Origin of the sequence: Exiguobacterium sp. s95 (genome assembly GCF_018618655.1) — a bacterium.
Classification (GTDB): Bacteria; Bacillota; Bacilli; order Exiguobacteriales; family Exiguobacteriaceae; genus Exiguobacterium_A; species Exiguobacterium_A oxidotolerans.
This window is the reverse complement of the sequence record NZ_JACSMM010000005.1, coordinates 85,761-108,080: the sequence shown is the minus strand read 5'-3', so window position 1 is coordinate 108,080 and position 22,320 is coordinate 85,761. Positions and strand designations below refer to the sequence as shown.

Sequence of the window (22,320 nt, the reverse complement as noted above, 5' to 3'; positions counted from 1 at the left end):
CGTCTTCAAAGCGGTATCACCTAAAAAGCGTCACGTTTCGTTGACTCCTACGGGGAAAGCAACGAATAACGACGCTTGATCTCCCGATCGCACGTTGTCTACAGTCCGAAGGCGGATTGTTCGTCTTCCCAGGAACAATCCGCCTTACTGATTACTGATCCATTACATATAATCGGCCCGCACCCGTTCAATTTGCGTATACGCTTCCTGTTGCATCCGCTCGAATAATTCAGATACGGTCGGAATATCTGTAACGAGACCAGACACGAGACCGGCGTTGACATACCCGTTGACCTCGTCACCATCGACCGCACCCGTCACGTGATACGCTTCTGTCGTCTTCGCGTTAAACTCATCAAGCGATGAAACACCTTGTAGTGCAGCAACGTACGGTCCATTTAACACACGCCGGACACGGCCGACGGAACGACCGATGATTCGTGTCTCAAGATCCGTTGCTTCTACGAGATGGTTCTTGTAGTTCGCATGAACAGCTGCTTCTTGCGTCGCAATCAGCCGCGTACCGAGTTGAACACCGGATGCACCAAGCATCCAAGCGGCTGCAAGGCCACGACCGTCTCCAATTCCACCAGCCGCGATGACGGGAAGCGTGACCTGATCCACGATTTGCGGAACCAGTGTCAGCGTCGTCAGCTCGAGCGGTGAATTGATACCTGCCGCTTCCACACCTTCTGCAACAAGCAAATCGACCCCGGCCGTTTCTGCCTTTAATGCATGTTTGACTGACGCGATGACCGCAATCGTCGTAATTCCGGCCGTCCGTAAACGTTCAGTATAGGGTGCTGGGTTTCCGGCTGATAAGGACACGACCGGAATCTGTTCTGCTATCGCTAATTCAATCAGGGCTTCCGTATGCGGCGAGACACCAATCGCAATGTTCAAGGCAATCGAATGCGTTGTTAATTGACGGGTCTGCTCAATCAAACGGCGCATTTCTTCCGGCGAACGTGTGCCACAACCGAGTGTTCCTAAACCACCGGCATTCGAGACGGCTGCCGTTAAGGCAGCATGACTGACATTTCCCATTCCGCCTTGGATGATTGGAACGCGGATTTGCAGTAACTCACATAATCGGGACATCGTCTTCCTCCAATCTGCTGTTTAAGAATGGTATACTAAGTAAGACTGAATTGAAATTCATTAATCGGAAAAGAGGGATTTTTATGAATATTCCATATCGTGATACGACACCTAGACTTGCGGAGACCGTCTTCGTGGCGCCGGGAGCATTCTTAATCGGTGACGTAACGATCGGTGAAGAGTCAACGGTTTGGTTCAACGCCGTATTACGCGGGGACGAAGGACCGATTACAATCGGGAAGCGTTGCAGCATCCAGGACAACGCGACGATTCATTTATACGAAGGGGCACCTGTCATCGTCGAAGACGAGGTGACGGTCGGACATAATGCGATTCTCCATGGCTGTCGCATCGGTCGCAGATCGATCGTCGGCATGGGGGCGACGGTCCTTGATCACGCCGAAATCGGTGAAGAATGTATCATCGGCGCCAATACGTTGATTCCCCCGGGCAAGAAGTTCCCGCCCCGCTCCTTGATTGTCGGGTCCCCCGGTAAAGTCGTGCGGCAGTTGACACCAGCTGATCTCGAGATGATTCAGGAATCAATCGACTCCTATGTTGATAAAGGTTACGCCTTCCGGGAACAGCTCGGACAATAACTGTTTTCCACATGCGAAAAGTGAACTTCCAGAAGACCGGAGTTCACCTGTAATAGATTCATTTCTCAATTGACGCTACGGTCGTAAGCACAAGGTTACTTGCGCTTACGACCGCTCCGCAAACAATGGATGCTCCGACGCATCGTAGTCAGCACTTTTTTGTGTCACGTCGTGTGTCTCTTTGAAAATCGACTCAAAAAATCGGCTGGCCGGTGCCGCAAGCAGGCGATAGTATTGTTCGAACAATACTGCCGCATGGTGTCCGTTCCAGGCATCCGGAAGTAATTCTTGCGGCAGACCAGGATCCGTAAACAAAAACTTCCGGTATTCATGGACGAGCTTCGTCCGTTCGACAAAACACTGTTCCTCATCCATCTCTCCGAGTTGGATTTGGCTTTGGTGGACGATGTAACGCCGGCTGTACTCAACGATGAATGCTTCGTACCGCGCTTGCAACTCGTCGAGCGGAAAAGCACGTTCGACGAGCGATTGATCTTGTTGCGGTCCGTGGTATTCACCGACAAAAAAATCAACGTATTCGGTAATCTGATACGCCTCGATCAGACGTGTCGCTTCTTTTTCAAGCGGGTTCGGAGAAATCCAGACCCCGTTTGATAAGTTACCGAAACCACTCCACGTCAGTTCCTTCCGCAACTCATCCCGAATCTGACGTTTTTCCTCCGGAATCGTATACATCAATGTCCGCCATTTCCCATCCCAGACGTGTGGCGTCGACTTGTAAATCCGCCGCGCCGCCTCTTCCATCCGTTCGACCCCACGGTCCGTCAGCGAATAAAAACTTTTTGTCCCTTGTTTTTCAGAAATCAACCATCCTTGCTTGACCATTCGTGAAACGGCAACGCGAACGGCTTGTTCGTTATGTCCGAACTCCTTCAACAACCGAATCAGACTTCCCACCCAAACCTGATTCCCGTAGTGCCGGATGTAATCGCCATAAATCGTAAAAATCATCGATTGGGTATTCGCACTCATGTCATTCACTCTCTCTTTGATATAACGTTTTTTTGTGTACCGTTAGTATACGTGTTATTTCAGGTGGCGACCATCCTCATCTCCCTTGAAACTGCGGTGTTCGCTTCTCAGCAAAGGCGCGGAGTGCTTCAAGCCGGTCCTCGGTCGGAATGACTGCCTCATAGGCTTCCGTTTCAAGTCGTAAGCCGTCAGCGAGCGACACATTCATTCCGCCATCGATCGCTTGTTTCGCCTGACGAATGGCAATCGGCCCATTGCGGAGCATCGCTGCTGCCAGTTCAAAGCAAGCCGGTAACAACGCATCCTTTGTCGCGACGACTTGCGAGACGAGCCCGTATCGTTCTGCCGTCTCGGCATCAATTTTCTTCGCCGTAAAGATCAGTTCTTTCGCCCGTGTCTCCCCAATCAGACGCGGAAGGCGTTGCGTCCCACCTGCTCCCGGGATGATACCAAAGCTCGTTTCCGTCAGACCGACCAACGCGCCGTCGACGATGATCCGGAAATCGCAGGCAAGCATCCACTCAAATCCCCCGCCAAGCGCGTGACCGTTAACTGCTGCAATCGTCGGTTGAGGCAACGCCGCGATGCTCGCAAAGACTTCACGGATTGCCAGCACATTCCGCCGGACTTCTGTTTCATTCAGTGTCACCCGCTCTTTTAAGTCAGCACCGGCACTAAACGCTTTCCCTGTCCCGGTAAATACGACGACCCGGACCGATTCGTCCGTTTTGACGGCATCCACAAGTTCCTGTAGCTCGACCAGCGTCGGATAATCAAAACAATTCATCCGTTCCGGACGATCAATCCGAATCAGCGCAAGTTGTCCACTTCGTTCAAAATGAATCATGTCAGTCCCTCCCGTTCGACTATCAAGGCGATTCCTTGTCCGACCCCGACACACATCGTCGCCAGCCCGTACGTCCGGTTCGTCCGCTTCATTTCATGCAACAAGGTCGTCAAAATCCGGGCACCACTTGCACCGAGTGGATGACCGAAAGCGATCGCCCCTCCGTTGACATTGACCTTGTCTGCATCAAGACCAAGTTCGGCAATACAGGCTAAACTTTGTGCCGCAAATGCTTCATTCAGTTCAATCAGGTCGAGTTGCTCGATTGTCAGTCCTGCGCGCCGTAACGCTTTTTTTGTCGCGTCAATCGGACCAATCCCCATGACGGCAGGTTCGACACCTGCCGTCGCACTCGCCCGGTAAAACCCGAGCGGCGTCAGTCCAAGCTCGCGTGCGTGTTCTTCGCTCATCAACAGCAAGGCTGATGCACCATCATTGACACCTGACGCATTCCCCGCCGTGACCGTTCCGTTTGGAAACAATGGGCGCAATGTACCGAGCTTCTCGCGCATCGTCTCCGGTCGCGGGTGTTCATCTTGACTGACCTCAAGCATCGCTCCCCGTTTATTTGCGTAACGAACAGGAACGATTTCGTCCGCAAAACGTTGACTATCGATCGCCTGTTTTGCCCGGGACTGACTTGTATACGCGAAGTCGTCCTGGGCATCCCGGCTGATTCCGTAACGCGACGCGACATTTTCCGCCGTTTCCGGCATCGAGTCGGTTCCGTATTGTTCGGCCAGCCGTTCATTGACGAACCGCCAGCCGATTGTCGTATCGTATAACGTTTGATTGCCACGCGGGAACGCCGCATCCGGTTTCCCCATCACGAATGGAGCACGCGTCATACTTTCCGTCCCGCCGGCGATATAGACGTCGCCTTCGCCTAAGGCAATCGCCCGTGCGGCTGCGATGACAGCATCAAGTCCGGAACCGCATAGCCGATTCATCGTCGTTCCGGCGACGCTGACCGGTAAACCGGCAAGTAAGCCCGACATCCGGGCGACATTCCGATTGTCTTCGCCCGCTTGGTTGGCGTTGCCGAAAATGACTTCTTCAATTGTTTCAGGGGCAACTTGTGTATTACGGGCGAGTAAGGCTTCGATGACGACTGCTCCTAAGTCATCCGGCCGGACGTCTTTTAACGCCCCATTGTACCGTCCGATCGGTGTCCGGACGGCGTCGATGATCGCGACACGCCTCATGGTGCCTTCACCCCGCTTTTCGCATAGTCATATACTCCGCGTCCCGTCTTACGACCGAGTCGTCCCGCTTTGACGTATTGCTCGAGCAATGGAGCCGGACGGTATTTTTCTCCGAGCTTCTCATGTAAGTAACGTAAATTATGCAGGCGCGTATCGAGCCCGACTAAGTCTCCCAGTTCGAACGGTCCCATCGGATAATTTAACCCGAGCTTGATCGCCTTATCGATTTCTTCCGGCGTTCCAAGTCCTTCTTGCAGCATGTAGAAGGCTTCGTTACCAACGAGGGCACTGATCCGTGACGTGACAAACCCCGGGAATTCCTGAATGACGACCGTTTCTTTCCCCATCCGTTCGGCGACGCCCGTCAGTGCCGTCACGGTCTCATCCGACGTCTCAAGTCCACGGACGAGTTCGACGAGCGGCATCAGATGAACCGGATTAAAGAAATGCATCGCCATGACACGGTCCGGTCGCATCGTAAACGAGGCGATTTCCGTCGGACTCATCGTCGATGTGTTCGTCGCGAAAAAACATGCCGGCCGGGCTGCGGCTTCAATCGTCCGGAAGACGGACTGTTTAATCTCGAGCCGTTCCGGGACGGCTTCAATCACGAGATCGGCGTGTGCTGCGGCCGCTGTTAAGTCTGTCGAAAAACGAAGGTGCAAAAACAGTTGTTCGACTTCATCCGCCGACATCTTCCCGCGGACGATTCCTTTTTCGGCAATCCGTTCCAACTCCTGTTTGGCAGAAGTGAGCAAGGCAGTTTCGATATCGACGAGTGTGACTTCGAATCCTTTTGCGGCTGCGACGTAGGCGATTCCGCGCCCCATGACGCCTGATCCAACAACGACAATCTGATTAATCATCTGAATTCCTCCTTATAAAAAAATGTGCGGACTCGCGTCCGCACGTTGGTGTTTACAGTCCGAACGGATTAAGCGGACGGCTTCCGTAATACGATAAGATACTTTTCGTTTCCGTATATAAATCAAGCGTTTCGATACAGAGTTCACGACCGAAACCGGATTGTTTGTAGCCACCGAACGGCGTACCCGGGAAGGCGGAGAACGGACAGTTAACCATGACAATCCCGGCTTTGATTTGGTTCGCGACTCGTGTCGCCCGCGCCCCGTCCTTCGTCCAGACCGCTGAACCGAGACCAAATTCCGTATCGTTCGCGAGACGAACCGCTTCTTTTTCATCTTTGAATGGCATGACGACGACGACCGGTCCGAAGATTTCTTCATTGACCGCTTTCATCTCGTGCGTGACGTTCGTGATGATCGTCGGTGCATACCAGAAGCCTTTTTCGAATCCTTCGACCTGTTCGACTTGACCGCCCGCAAGGATCGTTGCCCCGTCTGCTTTTGCCGATTGGACGTACCCGTCGATGACATCGAGTTGTTGTTGATCAATGATCGCCCCGATGTGTGTCCCTTTATCGAACGGGTTCCCGAGGACAAGTTGCTTTGTCTTCGCGACGAATTGTTCCATGAATGTTTCGTAGATGTCTTCATGGACGTAAAGACGTGACCGTGCCTCACACGATTGACCGCTGTTATAGAAGATGCCGAATAATGAGCCGTCGACAGCAGCCGTGATATCCGCATCTTCAAAGACGATGTTCGGTGACTTGCCGCCGAGCTCGAGCGTGACACGCTTCAGTGTCTCGGATGCCCGGCCCATGATGTCTTTCCCGACCGGTGTCGAACCGGTAAAGGCTACTTTATCGACGTGCGGATGCTCGACGAGATGGTTCCCGATTTCACGTCCTGATCCCGGAATGACGTTGACGACGCCTGCCGGGACACCGGCTTCCAGACAAATTTCTCCGAGAATGATGGCAGTCAGCGGCGTCAGCGTTGCCGGTTTGACGACGACGGAACAACCGACCGCGATCGCTGGTGCGACTTTCCAGGCAGCCATCATCAACGGATAGTTCCATGGAATGATTTGGGCACAGACACCGACTGCTTCTTTTTCTGTGTAGTTATGGAATTGTCCCGGCACGTTATTGACGACACCGCGGTGACCGACGATCGCCCCGGCATAAAATTCGAAGTCTTCGATTGCCTGCGTGACTTGTCCTTGCGCAGCCGCTAACGATTTCCCGGTATCGAGAATCTCGAGTTCCACGATTTCATTGAAGCGCGACCGCATGATGCTGGCGATTTTGTTCAGGATTTGCGCACGACGACCAACTGGCCACATCTTCCATTTGCCATGGTCAAACGCCTCACGTGCTGCTTTGACGGCACGGTCAGCATCTTCTTTGGACGCTTTCGCCACTTCTGCCAGGACTTCTCCGGTCGCCGGGTTATAGGTCTTAAACGTCTCGCCTGTCGTGCCTTCGACTTGCTCCCCATTGATGACGAGGTGGTAGACCGACCGTTTCATTTCGATTGTTTTTTCGTGTACCGTTGACATGACATCCACTCCCTTTTTAGTTTCCTTTGAATGTAGGTTGACGTTTTTCGAGAAAGGCTTGCATGCCTTCCGTTTGATCGTCTGTCGCAAATAACAAGTAGAAATTTCTCCGCTCGTGTTCCATTCCGTCCTGAATCGACAAGTCGCCGGCTTTATCGACGGCATCCTTAATCAGGCGGACCGACATCTTCGGTTGCGCCGCAATCCGGTGGGCAACGGTCAATACCGTCGCTTCGAGTCGGTCGGCTTCGACGAGTCGGTTGACGAGGCCAAAACGCTCCGCTTGATCTGCTGTCATCTGCTCCCCCGTCCATAACCATTCGAGGGCACGTGTCCGGCCGATCCGTTTCGTCAGTCGCTGTGTTCCGCCTGCTCCCGGCATGACACCAAGATTGACTTCCGGGAAACCGAACCGTGTCGTATCTGTTGCATAAATTAAATCGCAGGCAAGTGCCAGTTCAAACCCGCCACCAAGGACATATCCGTGAACGGCAGCGAGCAGCGGTTTCTTCAACCGGCTGATGCGATCCCAATCGGCGAAAGGGTCCAGGAGTTCCATCGAAATCGGTGTTGCCTCTACCATCTCATCGATATCTGCCCCGGCAGAAAATGATTTTCCGGTGCCACTCAATACGATGGCACCAATTGTTTCGTCACGGTCGAACTGCTCCATCGCTTCAACGATTTCACGAATCATCGCCCGGTTGAGGGCGTTGTACCGCTCCGGCCGATTGAGAGTGATGCGTCCGACCGCTCCATCAATCGCCGTTTTAACGTACTGTTGCATCGGCATGGACTTCTTCACCAATCATCAATGTGACGAGATCCCCAGCGAAGCTCATCAAGTCCTTCCCGGATGCTTTCCCTTCAAGTGAACGCATACCGGCCTGCATCGACTCGTGACTTTCGTAGACCATTTCACACATCAAATAATATTTTCCTTCGCCACCCATCGGTGAACCAACGATTTTCGTCACGGTCATCTCTTGTAAGCCGGGAATTTTAGCCGTGATCGGACCATGAACATTGAAGTAGTGCTCGTCAAACTGTTCCTTGTTCTCCGGGTGTTTATAAAGCGCGATTAGTTTTACCATATCAATTACCTTCCTTCACATGAGAGTAGAGACGGGTTTCATCGCCTCGAATGGATTTTTACACGTTTTACAGTACAGAATGCTGCGACATGCCGTCGGACCAAAGAGGTTTTCGATCGATACGAACGTCGAACCACAGTACGGACAATCAATTTCCCAAGATCCGTCGACGACGCGTGGTGGTGCAATTCCGAATGACTTCAGTCCCTCGATGCCCTGCTCAGTGATCCGGTCCGACGTCCACGGCGGGTCAAAGATGAAGACGACGTCGATTGTTTGTAACGCCGTTATTTGCTCGAGTGCTGCAATCGTATTTTTTTTGATGATGTCGAGTGCCGGACACCCGAGGAATGTCGGAAGTAACGTCACCCGAAGCGCGTATCCCGTCGCAGATTCCGTCAACTCCATCTTGTCGAACATACCGAGATCAAGAATGCTGACGGCATCGATTTCCGGATCCTTGACGGTATCGAGCGCGGCCTGGATTTCTTGTTGTAACGCAAGCGTCGTCATGACGCATCCCTCCTCACCATACGGCGGACTGGTCAATCAAGTAGACTTCTCCGAGCGTCGACAAGGCATCGTTCAAGTCAGCCGAATGTTCACCGTTGCGGCCATTGGCTGACATCCGCATCTCCGGTAACGTGACATTCAACTCGACGAGCGTCGGCGTCAATGTCTGATACCAGCGATCAAGCAAGATCCCCTGTCCTTCAATCAATCGCATCTCTTCGATGACATCCCCATGCGCCCCGTAGTCAAACATGTCGCCGAAGTCCGCCAGCACTTGTTCGAGTGCCGCATCCATCTTTTGACGTGCCGTCGGAGTCGCTTGATACAGTTGCGTGAACCACGTTTGCCAGTGGAGCAAGTGATAGTACAATTCCATATTGATTTTGACGGCGGCTGCCGCGAGTGGGGCATAGCTGCTGTTTTTTAAAGCATCGATGCGGATTTTTTTCGCCAGTGTGTAACAGTAGTTCCGGACGACGGCATACGCCCAGTCATATTCCGGTGTCTCCATGTAGTATCCGGGACCGTTGACCCGTTCGACGAGAATCGAATTTTTCCGTTCATGCGCCAGCCGGACGTGTGCCAATGCGTCCGCCTTCCCTTCCCCTAACTCTTCGAGCAACTGATAATACATCGCCGCGTGTCCCATCGAATCCTGGGCAATGGATGAGGACGCGACATCTTCTTCGATATGCGGTGCCAGACCAAGCCATTCCGAGCCGCGGAACGCATAAAGAAAATCGTCATCCGCTAACTGATACAGTAACGCTGCGAGCGCTGTCCGTTCTTGCTCCGTCATTTCGAGTCGCCTCCCTGCCAAGACATGATTTCTTTTTCGTCGAGCATCTGCTGTTCATAATGGCGCCACTTTTTCTTCAAGTAGCCGTACCCTTTCGTCGTCCGGTAATCCTTGTTATCGAGTCGCGTCAACATCTGCTTTTCGTCAGGAGTCAGGCCGCGGACGTCCGCCCGTTTGACGACCCAAATGTCGACGACCGGTTCGCGGCGCATGAAGTTTTCTTGCGCCATCAGTAAAGCCATTTCCTTGTTTGGTGCAAGCAAGCTGAATTGATGCGTGAACGCGGCGTTCGGCGTCCGTTTACTAAACACTTCGAACTCCTGATAAAATGTTTCCGTCATGTCGTTACCCTCCTTCATGCCATCGTCTCGGCCAACGCTTCACGGACCCACGCGTTATTTTGATAAGACGTCCGGCGTAAGGCGAGACGCTCCTTCGAACGCGGTCCTCCGCCTTGAATGATTTTCTTAAACTCCGACCAATCGGGCTGGGCATAAATCCATTGTCCCGATTCTTCGTCAAAACGGAGCGTTGGATCCGGAATGACCAGTCCAAGCGATTGAATCCGCGGGACATACTTCGTAAAGAAATTTTGCCGGAGTTCTTCGTTTGTCTTCGTCCGAATCTTATAAGCGATCGTGATATCCTGTTTTGATGTCCCGGTTGTTTCTTTTGTCGCCGGACCGAAGAACATCAACAGTGACTCCCACCATTCATCCAGTGATTCCTGAATCATTGCTTTTTGTTCGGGTGTTCCTTCAGCAAGTGCCATGATGATTGATTCACCATGCTGCGCATGGAACACTTCTTCCGCACAAATTCGTTGTAAGGCACGGGCATACGGACCGTATGACGCCCCTAACATGTTCGTCTGGGTGATGATTGCCGCCCCATCAACGAGCCAACCGATCGTTCCAGCATCTGCCCATGTACGGGTCGGCATGTGGAAGACGTTATGGAACTTAAGGCGTCCCGTAAACAGGTCATCCATCAAATCACCGCGCGTTTTCCCGTATGGTTTCATCAAATCCTCGACGACGCGGAGCAACAGTTGTCCGTGCCCCATTTCATCCTGGACTTTCGCCATGATGCCGAGCTTCCGGCGCAGGGACGGGGCTTTCGGGACCCATTCCTTCTCTGGTAAGGCGCCCATGATTTCGCTGATTCCGTGCATCGAAATCAATTTGATTAACGTATCGCGGTAAAACGCAGGCATCCAGTCATCGGCTTCAATCTTTTCACCGTTCTCGATTCGTTCCGTGAACCGGGCGAGCTTTTCATCTTCCGTCATGACTTCCGGTTCGAACAAGTGTGTTGCATCGTACATGTTGAGTTCCTCCTCTTGTCTTAAACAGGTTCTTTATCCGACGTTTCGGTCCGACGATCGACAATCCGCTCTGCTTTTCCTTCTGAACGGCTGACGCCATACCGTGGGTGACAGATCATTTCAATCGAAATCAGGCATTCTGATTTGATGGCTTCACAGACGGTTCGCATGACTGCTTCCTGCTGCGTCTGTTCTTCGAGCTCGACGTGCAGCTCGATCGCATCAAGTCCATGTCGTTTGACGAGATGAATTTGATAATGTGGTGTGACACCATCTTGTTTCAATAGGACACGTTCAATCTCCGACGGGAAGACGTTGACACCGCGGATGATCATCATGTCATCCGTTCGTCCTGTAATCCGGGACATCCGGGTCGTCGCTCGACCGCAAGCGCATGTTTCACGTGTAATCGAAGCGAGGTCCCCCGTCCGGTAGCGGATAATTGGAAGCGCTTTCTTTTTTAAACTTGTAAAAACGAGTTCCCCGACCATCCCTTCTGGTAACGGTTCCCCCGTGCTGGGATCAATGACTTCCGTGATGAACAAGTCATCCATGATGTGTAATCCCTGTTGCGCTGGACATTCGATTGCGACGCCCGGACCCATGATTTCGCTCAGTCCGTAAATATCAAGTGCAGTAATATTCAATTTTTCTTCGAGCGTCCGACGCATTTCTTCCGACCACGGTTCAGCTCCGAAAATTCCATAACGTAAGCCCGTTGTCCGGGGATTGATGCCCCGCTCTTCCATCCGTTCTGCAAGGCGCAGCACATAAGAAGGTGTCCCGCAAATCCCTGCCGGTTTGAAGTCTTCGATCAATGTGATTTGCCGATCCGTATTCCCGCCTGATACGGGGACGACCGTTATCCCGAGTTTTTCTGCTCCGGCATGTAAACCGAGCCCACCCGTGAACAGTCCATAACCATACGCGTTATGCAACAAATCCGTCCGTTTTGCACCTGCCATGACGAGACCACGTGCGACGGCACCTGCCCAGTCGTCCAAATCTTCCTGCGTGTACCCGACGACCGTCGCTTTGCCGCTCGTTCCGGACGAGGCGTGAATGCGCGCAACCTCTTCTTGTTTGACGGCAAACAGCCCGAACGGATAGTTCTCACGTAAATCACTTTTTCCGGTGAACGGAAGTTTTTGAATATCTTCTAGCTGATCAAAGGCAACAGCATCAAGCCCGGCTTCCTCAAAACGTTTCCGGTAAAACGGCACACGTTCCATCGCATACCGGACCGTTTCACGTAAACGATTGAGTTGCAGTCGTTGTCGTGTTTCATGCGTCATCGTCTCAAGTGCCTCATCATAAAACATAGCGCACCTCCCCATTCATTTAACACAATAAAAATACGCCCGTTTAAATTTAGTTATACGTTAAACCTACGATACGTTCACAATGTTGTCAATGATTCATTTTGTTAAAAGCTCCCATATCTTTCGTCACCCAATCGAATCTTCGTCATTTTTCGGATTTAAGGTCTTTTCACCATCATAAAACGGCATAACATACTACTGTTTGGAAAAAATTTCTGAAATGGTTTGCTCATTTTGTAACTGATTGATAAAATATCGTGTGACAAGTGTTATACTATTTTTGGTAAGACCACTTGGAGAGAAACAGATATGTTTTGAAGATAGAGGAGGATTCTATGAAACCTGGTTTAGCCCTTGGTCAGACGGCACGCGTCGAAACGACCGTCACGGAAGAGATGTTCGCACAGTTTGAAGGAACCGTCGTCCATCCCGCCTACTCCACTGTGTCGATGGTTTATCATATGGAGTGGGCCGCCCGCAAAATCATCCTCCCTTATCTGGAATCGTCAGAAGAAGGCGTCGGGGGAGCAGTCAACGTAAAACATCTGAATATGGCACCACTCGGATCACAGGTCAGCATCATAGCGACGGTGACAGAACTGCGGGACAACCGCGTCCGGACAAAAATCGACGTCACGAACGAACACGGGTTGATCGGCGTCGGCGAAGTCACGCAAATCATTTTGGATAAACGATTTATTGAGGACAAGTTGACGACACACGTTTTTTAAACTAAAAAATGAAAGCGCTTACTTAGAAATCCAAGGAGGCTTTGACATGAACATGATCAATCCATCTACAAACACATCTTTATCAATCATGGAAAAAATCGCAGGACACGAGCAGGTCATCTTTTGTAACGATCCGATTTCGGGACTTCAAGCCATCATCGCGATTCACGATACGACACTTGGTCCGGCACTCGGCGGTTGTCGTATGGCACCGTATGCGACCGTCGATGAAGCACTGGACGATGTCTTGCGTCTGTCGCGCGGCATGACCTATAAATGCGCCGCTGCCGACGTCGATTTCGGCGGAGGGAAAGCTGTCATCATCGGTAATCCGGCAACGGACAAAACGCCGGAAATGTTTCGTGCTTTCGGTCGATTCGTCGATTCGTTAGGCGGACGTTTCTATACGGGGACGGACATGGGGACGACGATGGACGACTTCGTCCATGCGAGTCGCGAAACCTCACGGATCGTCGGCATCCCGGAAGCCTTTGGCGGGAGTGGTGATTCGTCGATTCCAACTGCTGAAGGTGTCGTCAATGGATTACGTGCAACGATTGAGAGCCTGTTCGGATCGGACGACTTGAGTCGTGCCTCTTACGCCGTCCAAGGACTCGGAAAAGTCGGTTATAAGGTCGCAGAACAACTTTTACATGCTGGTGCCAATCTGTACGTCTCGGACATTAACGAAGCAGCACTCGCCTCGATCGTCAAAGAAGCCGAGATGACACCGGGAACGGTTCATGTTGTTGCCCCACACGAGATTCACCTGACGGATGCCGATGTCTTCGTCCCTTGTGCCTACGGCGGTGTCATCCGTGCGGATAACATCGCAAGTCTTCCGTGTAAGGCAATCTGCGGTTCAGCCAATAATCAGCTCGCAGACGATTCGCTCGCTGAAGAATTGATGCAGCGCGGCATCCTTTATGCTCCCGATTACATCGTCAATGGCGGTGGTCTGATTCAAGTCGCAGATGAACTGTACGGAGCCAATCATGAACGGGTCCTCCTGAAAACACGTCACATTTACGATGCCGTCCTGGAAGTATTCGGACAATCACGTGCCGAGTCGATTACGACACTCGAAGCCGCAAACCGAATGTGTGACAAACGGATTCACGTCCGCGCCCGCCACAATAATATCTTCACGAACACAACGAAACCGAAGTGGAACATTCGCAATCAATCTTGATGGAGGTGGACGAGATGGAATCACAATTCCCGATTCAACGCATCATCGACGATGCCGGTCACATCGTCGACGAGACGAAACGAGACGCTTTGACGAAAGAATTAGCGTTACAGTTATTCACGCACATGAACCGGATTCGGACATTCGACCGAAAAGCGATCAACTTGCAACGCCAAGGGCGACTCGGAACCTATGCCCCGTTCGAAGGACAGGAAGCGGCTCAAGTCGGCAGTGCCCTGGCGTTAAACGACACGGACTGGATTTTTCCGACATACCGTGATCACGGGGCGACGTTGACGTTCGGTGCCGATATGGTGCGGACACTCCTTTACTGGAACGGACGGGTCGAGGGGTGTGTCCCGACGGATGACTTGCATATCTTCCCCCCTGCCGTTCCGATTGCCACACAAATCCCCCATGCGGTCGGTGCCGCTTGGGCGGAAAAACGAAAAGGAACGTCCGCCGTCTCCGTTGCCTATTTCGGAGACGGGGCGACGTCTGAAGGTGACTTCCATGAGGGGATGAACTTCGCAAGTGTCTTCCAGGCACCGGTCATTCTGTTCAACCAAAATAACGGTTATGCGATTTCTGTCCCGATCCAGAAGCAGATGCACTCGGAGACCATCGCCCAAAAAGCACTCGCTTACGGCATGCCGAGCGTCCGGATTGATGGAAACGATGCCTTTGCCGTCTACTTCACGATGCAAAAAGCTGTCGCCCGCGCACGGAACGGTCAGGGACCGACATTGATCGAGGCCGTCACATGGCGGTTCGGTGCCCATACGACAGCGGATGACCCGTCGAAGTACCGCGATCAAGAACAGTCGCGCGACCGTGTCGATCCGCTCGAGCGCCTCGAACAGTTCATGCGCACGCAAGGGTTTTACGACGAGACGGAAATCGATGCAATCCGGACACGTCACCAAACGGAGGTCGAGGAGGCCGTCAAAGCGATGGAAGCCTTCAAGCCACCGGCAATCGATGACCTGTTCGATCATACCTATGCGACGTTGCCAGCAGACGTCGCGCGTCAAAAAACCGCTTACCTGACTGCGAGGGGGAACTAACATGGCGACACCAATCAATCAGCAAACCGACATGACGCTCATCCAAGCCGTCACGGATGCATTACGCATTAAATTAGCGACCGACGACACGACGCTTGTCCTCGGCGAAGATGTCGGGAAAAACGGCGGTGTCTTCCGGGCAACGGACGAACTGCAAGCCGAATTCGGCGAAGACCGTATCATCGACACCCCACTCAGTGAAGCGGGGATTGTCGGAACCTCGGTCGGACTTGCCGTCAATGGCTTTAAACCGATCGTCGAAATTCAATTTCTCGGGTTCATTTATCCGGCTTATGAACAAATCATGACCCACGTCTCGCGCATTCGGATGCGGACGATGGGACGCTACAGCGTACCGATGGTCATTCGTGCGCCGTATGGTGCCGGAATCCGCGCCCCGGAAATTCATTCGGACAGCACGGAAAGTTTATTCACCTCGATGCCAGGACTCAAGGTCGTCTGCCCTGCGACGCCTTACGATGCCAAAGGACTGTTACTTGCTGCGATCGATGACCCCGATCCCGTTCTGTTCCTCGAGTCGATGCGGAGCTATCGCGCTTTCAAGGAACCCGTCCCAAATGAAGCCTATACGATTGAAATCGGTAAAGCGAACATCGTCTCGGAAGGGACCGACGTCACGTTGATTGCCTGGGGTGGAATGGTGCAAGTCGCTCAAAAAGCAGCAGCACAGGCAGAAAAACAAGGTCTCTCTTGTGAAGTGCTCGACCTGCGGACACTTTATCCGCTCGATCAAGAGACGATCGCCGCCTCCGTCCAAAAAACAGGACGGGCCGTCATCGTCCACGAGGCCCACGCGATGGGCGGTCTCGGGACAGACTTGATTGCTTTGATTAATGACACATCCTTCCTCTACTTACGGGCACCGATTGCCCGCGTGACCGGATTTGATGTTCCCGTCCCGTTGTTCGCACTAGAGGATCACTATATTCCGACACCCGCCCGCGTACTTGAAGCGATTACGCGTACGGTCGACTTCTAAGGAGCTGAGTTTATGACTGAAGTGAAACTACATGATGTCGGAGAAGGCATGACGGAAGGTGAAATCGCCCATTATCTCGTCAAAATCGGTGATCATGTGACGCTTGATCAACCGGTTGTCGAAGTGTCGACCGATAAAATGGTCGCTGAACTACCGGCACCGATTTCCGGCGTCATCAAAGACATCTTAATTCCGGTCGGCCAGACCGTCACTGTCGGAACGACACTCCTCCTGATTGAATCCGGTGACGAGGAAGCGGCAACACGTGAAACCGTCACCGAGCCATCGCGTCCTGTCGTGAACGCGCGAACACCGCTTGCCATACAGACGCGCCGTGTCCTCGCGACACCGTACACACGAAAAATCGCTCGCGATCACGGAATTGATATCGAACAAGTACCCGCATCGGACCCATCCGGACGCGTTTCGGAAGAGGATGTTCTGCAGTTCGTCACAAGTCGAGAATCCGCGTCACCTGTCCGGCCTGAAGCCGTCACGGCTCCTGAAGCGGTCACACCGCCAGCTACTCCGACGACGTTACCGTTTCGCGGGATCCGCAAACAGATTGCGAAGAAGATGACGCAATCGCTCTTTACGATTCCTCATGTCACGCACTTTGAAGAAATCGACATGACTCGTCTCCTCGCGCTGCGGGCAGAACTAAAAGCGAACGGGACACCGATCAGTGTCAACGCCTTCTTCGTCAAGGCACTTGTCGTTGCCTTAAAAGACTTCCCGGTCTTCAATGCCAAACTGGATGAAGCCAATGATCAAATCATTTTAGAGCAGGAGTACCATATCGGCATCGCGACGGAAACGGAAGACGGCTTAATCGTCCCTGTCGTCCGTCAAGCCGACCAGCTCTCACTCCGCCTGCTACATGAACAACTCGCCGGACTGCACACACGGGCGAAAACAAACGAGTTGCGGGCGGGCGACTTAAAAGCGAGCACGTTTACGATGAGTAATGTCGGACCGCTCGGTAGTACCGGTGCGACGCCCATCATCAACTATCCGGAGACCGCCCTGATCGCTTTTCATAAAACAAAAAAACGGGCTTGCGTCGATGAAAACGATCAAATCGTCGTCCGCTCGATGATGAACGTCTCGATGTCGTTTGATCACCGTGTCGCGGACGGAGCGACGGCCGTCGCCTTTACGAATCGCTTCGCCGGTCTGATTGAACAACCGACTACTTTATTAATGGAGTTGATTTAAATGGTCGTAGGAGAACTGACACAAGAGCGTGACCTCCTCATTCTCGGGGGTGGACCGGCTGGTTACACAGCTGCGATTCGGGCGAAACAGCTTGGACGCAACGTCACATTAATTGAACGGGAACGACTCGGTGGAACATGCTTGAACGTCGGATGTATCCCGTCGAAAGTATTGGCGCATGCTGCGCAGGAGCGGACACGTCTCTCACACTTGACGGCACTCGGCTTTTCCATCGAAACGACACATGATTTCGGCCAGTTAGCAAGCTACCGTGACCAAGTCGTGACGAAGCTGCGCCAAGGCGTCGAAGCGCTATGTAAAGCTAACGATATTGAATACGTGACCGGGTCTGCGTCCTTCCTCTCAGACGACCGGATTGGTGTCGAACACGGACATCAGTTCGATACGTATCGTTTTCAGGATGTCGTGATCGCAACCGGCAGCCACAGCATCCGTGAAGAATCATCCGTTCTCTTGAACGCGGAACAACTGTATCAATTACAAGAGTTACCGGACAGTCTGATTATCATCGGGAACGATTATATCGCGATTGAAGCAGCGATGAGTTTTCAAGCACTCGGGACAGATGTGACGTTGATTGCTGACGGATTCGAGTTCGACACAAGTCTCGAAAAAGAATTGAAGCGGACGTTCAAAAAACAAAAAATCACACTTGTCAGTGGCACTGTGACGACGATTACACCGACAGATACTCACGTCGACGTCACAATCGTCAAGGCTGAACAAGAAAAAACTGTCCAGGCCAGTTACCTCTTCCAGTCGTTGCCACGCGTAGCCAATACACTTGATTTAGGTGTCGATCGGCTTGGTCTGACGTTAAACGAGGATGCAACACTAGTCGTAGATGCGCTTGGTCGAACAAACTTCCCCCATATTTATGCGATTGGGGACGTAACACCTGGTCCGCAACTCGCGACGCGGGCAATCCATGAAGCAAAACGGACGGCGGAACATCTCGGTGGCGCTTCACCTGATACGACGATTCCTTACTTCCCGACAATCATCCGCTCACTTCCGCCAATCGCTTCCATCGGCTTGACGGAACAAGCAGCCACTGAAGGCGGGTTCACGGTGCAAGTCGGACAGTTTCCATTGACGGCAAACGGGGCGAGCAGTATCGATGCGGCCAGCGGTTTTATCAAAGTCGTCTCGGACGCGAAGACATCACTGATTTTAGGCATTCATATGATTGGGGACGGTGCCCTTGAACTCGCCGGTACATGTGCGCTTGCCCTTGAAATGGCTGCGAAACAAGAAGATTTACGTTTTCCGGTCCAAGCACACCCGAGTCGCAATGAAGCCTTGACGGAAGCACTCGAAGCACTGGTCGGACAAGCAATCCATCTTCCACCACGTCAACAGGCTGTCTTCTCGAACACGTAACCACACCACTTGTTTTTGAAGGAGCAATGCCCGATGGAACTTTACTTTACGAAACTTGAATGGGAACACCATTGCTTTCCGATTGCTGCGACGTCGGACGGTCTCTGTTATGTCGGTGCGTTTGACGAACCGTCCGAACTCTTTGAAGACTGGAAACGAAAGCATCTTCCACGGGCTGAAGTCTTAATTGACGATTCAAGAATCAATCCGTACCGGGAGCAACTGCTCGGTTATTTGCAGGGAGAGCGGACGGCCTTTACATTGCCACTTCACCCGATCGGGACACCGTTCCAGCTCGATGTCTGGCAAGCATTGCAAGCTGTTCCATACGGAAACACTACAACGTATTCCGAGATCGCAGCGGCCGTCTCACGCCCTCGTGCCATCCGGGCAGTCGGCACGGCAATCGGGAAAAACCGGTTGCTGTTAGTCATCCCCTGTCACCGGATTGTCGGTAAAAATGGTGGTTTGATTGGCTACTGGGGTGGATTGAACATGAAACGCCGCTTGCTTGCCTTAGAGCAAGAAGTCAGTCCGAATTCAATGTAATTGAAAACCCGAGCGACTCCGTTTTCTAACAAGAAGCGGAGCACTCGGGTTTTCTCGTAGACACGGCGTTCATTACGTCGCGGTTGATGAACAATTAGCCTTTTGTTCATATGTTTTTCTCGGTTGAGGCATGAGTCATCGAGATTAACACAAAATGAAATGGAGACAAGCTAAAAGTCAACGATCAAGCGGTTGTTGATTCTCATGCGAGACTTCGCTTTCCACGGGCGGAAGGCGAGCCTCCTTGTCACTTACGTTCCTCGGGGGTCTCACCTATTCCGCTGTTCCCGCAGGAGTCTCCGTCTCGCATGAGAATCAACGGATGACACCTGCTTCAGCATGTTCTTCATCAAAAGAATATAAAGATGAACAGCGGATGACTCAAACGAGGGACGTCACCCCTCCGATATCAGTTTACATTATTGATTCCAAACTGATATGTCGTCTCCCACTGGTACGTCGCACCCGGTTCGATGAGAATCGATGGAAAACGGGATTCATTGACAGCATTCGGATGAACTTGTGCCTCAAGGCAAAGACCAAGTGACGGACGGGACGGGACACCGCGAACCGTATAGTCGGTCAAAAGTTGTGTTCCCGTATATAAGACGACGACCGGCTGATTCGTCGTCATCTGTAACGTTCGTCCTGATACCGGATCCATGAGTTGCGCTCTCCCTTCGTCTAAGACGAACGGATAATCATAACCGTTCCCGGCATTGACCGTCTCCTCACTTTCCGATTCAGCGCCACTGCGAATCGACCGCCCTGTCCGGAAATCAAGGACCGTTCCGTCGACCGCACGGAATTCACCCGTCGGTAGCAGATCGGATCCGAGCGGTAGATAGGTCGAACTCGGTAACGTCAACTGATGATCCAGAATATCGCGTTGTAAGTTCCCGGACAGGTTCCAGTACGTATGATTCGTCACGTTCAGTGGTGTCGTCTGATCCGTCGTTGCTTCAATCGACAACGTCAATGCTGTCCCGTTTAGCCGGTAGATGACATCCACGGTTACATTTCCGGGATACCCTTCGCAACCATCCGGACTGAGCGTCCGTAAGTGCAACAGCTGTTCCGTTGCTTCGATGACATCAAAGAAGACTTGATCGAAGCCGTGCGTGCCGCCATGTAAGTGATTCGTTCCGTCATTTGCCGCAAGGTGATAGGTTTGTTCAGCAATTGAAAAGCGGGCTTGCCCAATCCGTCCGGCGACCCGGCCGACGATTGCTCCGAAATACGGCGAATGTTCTTTGTACGCGGCCAGTGTATCGAAGCCGAGCACCACACTCTCCATCTTGCCCGAGCGATCTTTGACCCGGACGTCATTGATGATGCCACCGTAATTCCATATCTCGACTTCCATGTCCGGTTGCATCAAGCGGTGCCGAACGAGTCGCGCGTCTTCTGTTTGATGTGTCTCGTACGTCATCGCCGGTCACCTGTCACTTGATGTGTCACCGTCTGCAGGAACCGGTTAAGTCCCGCCTGCCCTGCCTCCGTCTGTTTGAAGACACCGCAGTCTTCGAGTCCACGGACGAATTTTTCGGCCACCGCTTGTTCGACGTAAGCTGTGACCGGTTGACCGGTGTACTGTTGCTTCAACGCTTCTGCCCAAGTCCGGTGTACCGGCAAGACGTCCGTCGTTTCACCGACGATGAACTGTTCGACCTGCTTTAGTTCTTCAAGCAACCGGGCTGGTAAGACCGCAAGTCCCATCACTTCAATCAAGCCGATGTTTTCACGTTTGATGTGGTGGATGTCCGCGTGCGTATGGAAAATGCCATCCGGATGTTCGACAGAGGTCCGATTGTTTCGTAAGACAAGATCGAGTTCATAGACGCCGTTTCGCATCCGGGCAATCGGTGTCACCGTGTTATGCCGGACGCCGTCTGTCATCGCAATGATTTCCTGCTCCGCGTCACTATACGTCAGCCAGGCTGTATACACATCATCGGCAGCAGCGAGTAACTGGTGACGATCAGGGCTACTCAAGCGGATGACGCTGAGCGGCCAGTGTAACGTTTGCCCACTGACATCCGGTTGTTGCGGCAAGTCGAACCGGCTTTGGATCGTTGCTCGGTCCATCGCGAACTCATAACGCCCGCCTTGGTAATGATCGTGCGTCAAAATCGAACCGCCGACGATTGGTAAATCAGCATTTGACCCTGCAAAATAATGCGGGAATTGATCGACGAACTCCAGTAATCGTTCAAAGGCGTCGCGGTTGATTACCATATCGCGATGCGCCTGCGACAAAATGATGCTATGTTCGTTGTAGTAAACGTATGGCGAATACTGCAATGCCCAATCCTCACCTTGGAGTGTCAACGGAACGATCCGGTGGTTCGCCCGAGCCGGATGATTGCTGCGTCCGGCATAACCGACGTTCTCGACACAAAGCAAACACGTTGGATAGGTCGATGCTGCAACAGGTTCTGTCCGGGCTGCCGCAATTTCGCGTGGATCTTTTTCCGGTTTCGATAAGTTGATTGTAATATCAATTTCCCCGTAAACCGTCGCTGCCTTGTACTGGATGTTTTTCGCAATCCGTTTCGTCTGGATATAATTGCTCGCCTGACTGAGTTGATAGAAATAATCCGTTGCGTGCACCGGATTTTCTTTGTAGAGCTGATTGAACGTCGTCGTGATCGTCGAAGGACGATCGACGAACACATCCATTAATTCAGCTGCGAAACGTTCTTTTTCATCGAGTCGTGCTGCAAGCCGTCCGGACGCAATCATTTCTTCCACCAGCGCCTCGAGGATGTCTGGAATCGGTTCCGCTGTAACAGTCCCTGGATCGGTATAATCCGCCTGACCGACAAGCGCAAGAATTCGATTACGCGCATAGATTTCATCTTCTGCGTCAATCAGATGTTCAGCAATCGCTTGCTCAATCAATCGTTTGATGTGTTCATTCATCGCCTTC

At 52.3% G+C, this 22,320-nt stretch carries 23 protein-coding genes; 8 read left to right on the top strand and 15 right to left on the bottom strand.

Going from position 1 to position 22,320, the window contains the following annotated elements; genetic code table 11:
• Positions 1-162: 162 nt before the first annotated feature.
• Positions 163-1,101: an NAD(P)H-dependent flavin oxidoreductase gene (locus KNP99_RS10345; protein WP_215193222.1), complete on the bottom strand. Its 939-nt coding sequence runs from the start codon at positions 1,099-1,101 to the stop codon at positions 163-165.
• Between the two features lie 83 nt (positions 1,102-1,184).
• Between KNP99_RS10345 and KNP99_RS10340 the strand changes: the two genes are divergently transcribed.
• A complete protein-coding gene (locus KNP99_RS10340) occupies positions 1,185-1,700 on the top strand; it encodes a gamma carbonic anhydrase family protein (RefSeq protein WP_214767199.1) in 516 nt (171 codons plus the stop codon).
• 105 nt (positions 1,701-1,805) lie between these two features.
• Here KNP99_RS10340 and paaX read toward each other — a convergent pair whose 3' ends face one another.
• The 12 genes from paaX to KNP99_RS10280 form a co-directional block, all read right to left on the bottom strand.
• Positions 1,806-2,693, bottom strand: a complete 888-nt coding sequence (gene paaX / locus KNP99_RS10335) for a phenylacetic acid degradation operon negative regulatory protein PaaX (RefSeq protein ID WP_088836220.1) — start codon at positions 2,691-2,693, stop codon at positions 1,806-1,808.
• Between the two features lie 76 nt (positions 2,694-2,769).
• Positions 2,770-3,540: an enoyl-CoA hydratase-related protein gene (locus KNP99_RS10330; RefSeq protein ID WP_214770476.1), complete on the bottom strand. Its 771-nt coding sequence runs from the start codon at positions 3,538-3,540 to the stop codon at positions 2,770-2,772.
• Positions 3,537-4,745, bottom strand: a complete 1,209-nt coding sequence (locus KNP99_RS10325) for an acetyl-CoA C-acyltransferase (protein ID WP_215193221.1) — start codon at positions 4,743-4,745, stop codon at positions 3,537-3,539. The genes KNP99_RS10330 and KNP99_RS10325 overlap by 4 nt, the downstream gene beginning before the upstream one ends.
• Positions 4,742-5,611, bottom strand: a complete 870-nt coding sequence (locus tag KNP99_RS10320) for a 3-hydroxyacyl-CoA dehydrogenase (RefSeq protein ID WP_214767205.1) — start codon at positions 5,609-5,611, stop codon at positions 4,742-4,744. The genes KNP99_RS10325 and KNP99_RS10320 overlap by 4 nt, the downstream gene beginning before the upstream one ends.
• Before the next feature lie 52 nt (positions 5,612-5,663).
• Positions 5,664-7,172 (bottom strand): aldehyde dehydrogenase family protein, encoded by a 1,509-nt coding sequence (locus KNP99_RS10315; RefSeq protein ID WP_214767207.1) that lies wholly within the window; start codon positions 7,170-7,172, stop codon positions 5,664-5,666.
• 16 nt (positions 7,173-7,188) lie between these two features.
• Positions 7,189-7,965: an enoyl-CoA hydratase/isomerase family protein gene (locus tag KNP99_RS10310; RefSeq protein ID WP_214767209.1), complete on the bottom strand. Its 777-nt coding sequence runs from the start codon at positions 7,963-7,965 to the stop codon at positions 7,189-7,191.
• Entirely contained in the window at positions 7,943-8,266 is a 324-nt protein-coding gene (locus KNP99_RS10305) for an EthD family reductase (RefSeq protein WP_214767211.1), read from the bottom strand. Before KNP99_RS10305 ends, KNP99_RS10310 begins: the two co-directional genes overlap by 23 nt.
• 15 nt (positions 8,267-8,281) lie before the next feature.
• Positions 8,282-8,779: a 1,2-phenylacetyl-CoA epoxidase subunit PaaD gene (gene paaD, locus KNP99_RS10300; protein ID WP_214767213.1), complete on the bottom strand. Its 498-nt coding sequence runs from the start codon at positions 8,777-8,779 to the stop codon at positions 8,282-8,284.
• 13 nt (positions 8,780-8,792) lie between these two features.
• Positions 8,793-9,578, bottom strand: coding sequence for a 1,2-phenylacetyl-CoA epoxidase subunit PaaC (gene paaC / locus KNP99_RS10295; protein WP_214767215.1), 786 nt, complete (start codon positions 9,576-9,578; stop codon positions 8,793-8,795).
• Positions 9,575-9,919 (bottom strand): 1,2-phenylacetyl-CoA epoxidase subunit PaaB, encoded by a 345-nt coding sequence (paaB, locus tag KNP99_RS10290; RefSeq protein ID WP_214767217.1) that lies wholly within the window; start codon positions 9,917-9,919, stop codon positions 9,575-9,577. Before paaB ends, paaC begins: the two co-directional genes overlap by 4 nt.
• Before the next feature lie 14 nt (positions 9,920-9,933).
• A complete protein-coding gene (paaA, locus tag KNP99_RS10285; RefSeq protein ID WP_214767219.1) occupies positions 9,934-10,905 on the bottom strand; it encodes a 1,2-phenylacetyl-CoA epoxidase subunit PaaA in 972 nt (323 codons plus the stop codon).
• A 20-nt stretch (positions 10,906-10,925) separates the two neighbouring features.
• Positions 10,926-12,227: a phenylacetate--CoA ligase family protein gene (locus KNP99_RS10280; protein WP_214767221.1), complete on the bottom strand. Its 1,302-nt coding sequence runs from the start codon at positions 12,225-12,227 to the stop codon at positions 10,926-10,928.
• Between the two features lie 335 nt (positions 12,228-12,562).
• Here KNP99_RS10280 and KNP99_RS10275 point away from each other — a divergent pair, with 335 nt between their 5' ends.
• The 7 genes from KNP99_RS10275 to KNP99_RS10245 are packed head-to-tail and all read left to right on the top strand — an operon-like array spanning position 12,563 to position 19,388.
• A complete protein-coding gene (locus KNP99_RS10275; protein WP_088836210.1) occupies positions 12,563-12,958 on the top strand; it encodes a thioesterase family protein in 396 nt (131 codons plus the stop codon).
• 46 nt (positions 12,959-13,004) lie between these two features.
• Entirely contained in the window at positions 13,005-14,150 is a 1,146-nt protein-coding gene (locus KNP99_RS10270; RefSeq protein WP_088836209.1) for a Leu/Phe/Val dehydrogenase, read from the top strand.
• 14 nt (positions 14,151-14,164) lie between these two features.
• Positions 14,165-15,217 carry a pyruvate dehydrogenase (acetyl-transferring) E1 component subunit alpha gene (gene pdhA / locus KNP99_RS10265; protein ID WP_214845975.1) on the top strand — a complete coding sequence of 351 codons (1,053 nt, stop codon included), beginning with the start codon at positions 14,165-14,167 and terminating at the stop codon, positions 15,215-15,217.
• Position 15,218: 1 nt separating this feature from the next.
• A complete protein-coding gene (locus KNP99_RS10260) occupies positions 15,219-16,217 on the top strand; it encodes an alpha-ketoacid dehydrogenase subunit beta (RefSeq protein ID WP_214770452.1) in 999 nt (332 codons plus the stop codon).
• A 12-nt stretch (positions 16,218-16,229) separates the two neighbouring features.
• On the top strand, positions 16,230-17,435 hold the full coding sequence (locus KNP99_RS10255; protein ID WP_215115677.1) for a dihydrolipoamide acetyltransferase family protein: 1,206 nt from the start codon (positions 16,230-16,232) through the stop codon (positions 17,433-17,435).
• Entirely contained in the window at positions 17,436-18,839 is a 1,404-nt protein-coding gene (locus tag KNP99_RS10250; RefSeq protein WP_214770446.1) for a dihydrolipoyl dehydrogenase family protein, read from the top strand. It begins immediately after the preceding gene.
• 33 nt (positions 18,840-18,872) lie between these two features.
• Positions 18,873-19,388 (top strand): methylated-DNA--[protein]-cysteine S-methyltransferase, encoded by a 516-nt coding sequence (locus tag KNP99_RS10245; protein WP_088836204.1) that lies wholly within the window; start codon positions 18,873-18,875, stop codon positions 19,386-19,388.
• Between the two features lie 409 nt (positions 19,389-19,797).
• Here the strand turns inward: KNP99_RS10245 and KNP99_RS10240 are convergent, their stop codons facing one another.
• Together KNP99_RS10240 and KNP99_RS10235 are read right to left on the bottom strand one after the other, a co-directional pair.
• Positions 19,798-20,820, bottom strand: coding sequence for an aldose epimerase family protein (locus KNP99_RS10240; RefSeq protein WP_215193220.1), 1,023 nt, complete (start codon positions 20,818-20,820; stop codon positions 19,798-19,800).
• On the bottom strand, positions 20,817-22,313 hold the full coding sequence (locus tag KNP99_RS10235) for a UDP-glucose--hexose-1-phosphate uridylyltransferase (RefSeq protein WP_214811291.1): 1,497 nt from the start codon (positions 22,311-22,313) through the stop codon (positions 20,817-20,819). Before KNP99_RS10235 ends, KNP99_RS10240 begins: the two co-directional genes overlap by 4 nt.
• Positions 22,314-22,320 lie beyond the last annotated feature (7 nt).

What these genes read in the sequence shown, in the direction of transcription:
- KNP99_RS10325 (WP_215193221.1), bottom strand. Translation starts at nt 4,745, where the DNA reads ATGAGGCGTGTCGCGATCATCGACGCCGTCCGGACACCGATCGGACGG.
- KNP99_RS10240 (WP_215193220.1), bottom strand. Translation starts at nt 20,820, where the DNA reads ATGACGTACGAGACACATCAAACAGAAGACGCGCGACTCGTTCGGCAC.
- paaX (WP_088836220.1), bottom strand. Translation starts at nt 2,693, where the DNA reads ATGAGTGCGAATACCCAATCGATGATTTTTACGATTTATGGCGATTAC.
- KNP99_RS10280 (WP_214767221.1), bottom strand. Translation starts at nt 12,227, where the DNA reads ATGTTTTATGATGAGGCACTTGAGACGATGACGCATGAAACACGACAA.
- KNP99_RS10330 (WP_214770476.1), bottom strand. Translation starts at nt 3,540, where the DNA reads ATGATTCATTTTGAACGAAGTGGACAACTTGCGCTGATTCGGATTGAT.
- paaB (WP_214767217.1), bottom strand. Translation starts at nt 9,919, where the DNA reads ATGACGGAAACATTTTATCAGGAGTTCGAAGTGTTTAGTAAACGGACG.
- paaA (WP_214767219.1), bottom strand. Translation starts at nt 10,905, where the DNA reads ATGTACGATGCAACACACTTGTTCGAACCGGAAGTCATGACGGAAGAT.
- KNP99_RS10255 (WP_215115677.1), top strand. Translation starts at nt 16,230, where the DNA reads ATGACTGAAGTGAAACTACATGATGTCGGAGAAGGCATGACGGAAGGT.
- KNP99_RS10305 (WP_214767211.1), bottom strand. Translation starts at nt 8,266, where the DNA reads ATGGTAAAACTAATCGCGCTTTATAAACACCCGGAGAACAAGGAACAG.
- KNP99_RS10310 (WP_214767209.1), bottom strand. Translation starts at nt 7,965, where the DNA reads ATGCCGATGCAACAGTACGTTAAAACGGCGATTGATGGAGCGGTCGGA.
- KNP99_RS10260 (WP_214770452.1), top strand. Translation starts at nt 15,219, where the DNA reads ATGGCGACACCAATCAATCAGCAAACCGACATGACGCTCATCCAAGCC.
- KNP99_RS10270 (WP_088836209.1), top strand. Translation starts at nt 13,005, where the DNA reads ATGAACATGATCAATCCATCTACAAACACATCTTTATCAATCATGGAA.
- KNP99_RS10320 (WP_214767205.1), bottom strand. Translation starts at nt 5,611, where the DNA reads ATGATTAATCAGATTGTCGTTGTTGGATCAGGCGTCATGGGGCGCGGA.
- pdhA (WP_214845975.1), top strand. Translation starts at nt 14,165, where the DNA reads ATGGAATCACAATTCCCGATTCAACGCATCATCGACGATGCCGGTCAC.
- KNP99_RS10315 (WP_214767207.1), bottom strand. Translation starts at nt 7,172, where the DNA reads ATGTCAACGGTACACGAAAAAACAATCGAAATGAAACGGTCGGTCTAC.
- KNP99_RS10250 (WP_214770446.1), top strand. Translation starts at nt 17,436, where the DNA reads ATGGTCGTAGGAGAACTGACACAAGAGCGTGACCTCCTCATTCTCGGG.
- KNP99_RS10245 (WP_088836204.1), top strand. Translation starts at nt 18,873, where the DNA reads ATGGAACTTTACTTTACGAAACTTGAATGGGAACACCATTGCTTTCCG.
- paaD (WP_214767213.1), bottom strand. Translation starts at nt 8,779, where the DNA reads ATGACGACGCTTGCGTTACAACAAGAAATCCAGGCCGCGCTCGATACC.
- KNP99_RS10340 (WP_214767199.1), top strand. Translation starts at nt 1,185, where the DNA reads ATGAATATTCCATATCGTGATACGACACCTAGACTTGCGGAGACCGTC.
- KNP99_RS10275 (WP_088836210.1), top strand. Translation starts at nt 12,563, where the DNA reads ATGAAACCTGGTTTAGCCCTTGGTCAGACGGCACGCGTCGAAACGACC.
- KNP99_RS10235 (WP_214811291.1), bottom strand. Translation starts at nt 22,313, where the DNA reads ATGAATGAACACATCAAACGATTGATTGAGCAAGCGATTGCTGAACAT.
- paaC (WP_214767215.1), bottom strand. Translation starts at nt 9,578, where the DNA reads ATGACGGAGCAAGAACGGACAGCGCTCGCAGCGTTACTGTATCAGTTA.
- KNP99_RS10345 (WP_215193222.1), bottom strand. Translation starts at nt 1,101, where the DNA reads ATGTCCCGATTATGTGAGTTACTGCAAATCCGCGTTCCAATCATCCAA.